This window comes from Cupriavidus sp. MPR-AND1C, assembly GCF_058809705.1.
The window spans coordinates 1-1,112 of sequence record NZ_JBXASU010000198.1 but is presented as its reverse complement, the minus strand read 5'-3'; the positions used below and the strand labels follow the sequence as shown (position 1 = coordinate 1,112).

Annotated in this window: 1 protein-coding gene and 1 pseudogene; both read left to right on the top strand. The window is 69.8% G+C overall.

Features of this window, described 5'->3' with window-relative positions:
• Nucleotides 1–753: esterase/lipase family protein (locus AC1RWI_RS37980; protein WP_492870882.1), on the top strand; the 753-nt coding region annotated here is incomplete at its 5' end.
• A gap of 145 nt (nucleotides 754–898) precedes the next feature.
• A pseudogene (locus AC1RWI_RS37975) lies at nucleotides 899–1,112 on the top strand (UDP-2,3-diacylglucosamine diphosphatase); the annotation flags it as partial.

Sequence of the window (1,112 nt, the reverse complement as noted above, 5' to 3'; positions counted from 1 at the left end):
CCTCCCGCCCTGCAAGCCATGCGGCCGGCCCGTTTGACGCCATGGCAGGCGCTGGCCTGTTACCTGCGTGAATACGCCGCCGTGTTCCGGATGTTCAACTGGCTGCAGCCCTTTTGCTCGCACCGCCGCTTGCGCCCGGCCAAAGCCCCGGGCTCGCGCCCGCCGCTGCTGCTGGTGCACGGCTATGGCTGCAACCACGCCGTCTGGCTCGACATGCAGCCCGCCCTGGCGGCGGCCGGCTACCACTGCGAGGCGATCGACCTGGACCCGGTGTTTGGCGACATCGACCAATACGCCCTCGAAGTCCGTGCCGCCATCGCGCGCATCGCCGCCACCACCGGCCAGCCGCCGCTGCTGCTCTGCCACAGCATGGGCGGCCTGGCCGCGCGCGCCGCGCTGGCGGGACGCGGCAAACCCCCGCCCTGCCGCGGCATCGTCACGCTGGGCACACCGCATCACGGCTGCGTGCTGGCCCGCTACGGCAGAGGCTTCAATTCTCGCCAGATGCGCTGCGCCAGCGCCTGGCTGCGCGCGCTGGCGGCGCGCGAAACATCACGCCAGCGCGCTGCCCTGGTGTCGATTTTCAGTTGGCATGATTCGATTGCCGGGCCGGTGGGAACCTCCTGGATCGAGGGCGCGCATCATGTGGCGCTTGGCGGCATCGGGCATGTCAGCTTGCTGCGGCATCCGGTGGCCACGCAGGCCGTGTTGCTAGCGCTGGCGCAGTTGTCGGCGGTGGCGCCAGCGGCCTGATGAGACGACGGCGCCAACAGCCGGAAGCCCCAGCCAGCCACCCCATAGCCGCTTCCACACAACAGTCATATGACGTTCATGTTTCCTTAACAGCTTCGTCACGCGCCGCTGGCCCAATGCAGCCATCGTCGCTACCGAGGCCGCCATGGTTCAAGCTCTTCGTTCTGCCCGCGGACATCTGGCCAAGGCCGCGCAACTGCTGCGCAGCCGCACCGCCGAGTCGCAATCCCTGCCACGGCCCATGTCATTGCCTGCCGCGCTGGCCGCCTTCATGCCACCGGCCAGCGACTTGCAGCAACGGCCTCCCGGGCGTAGCGCCACCTCTGCCGCCAGCGCCCCGCCCCCCGAAGCCACCACCC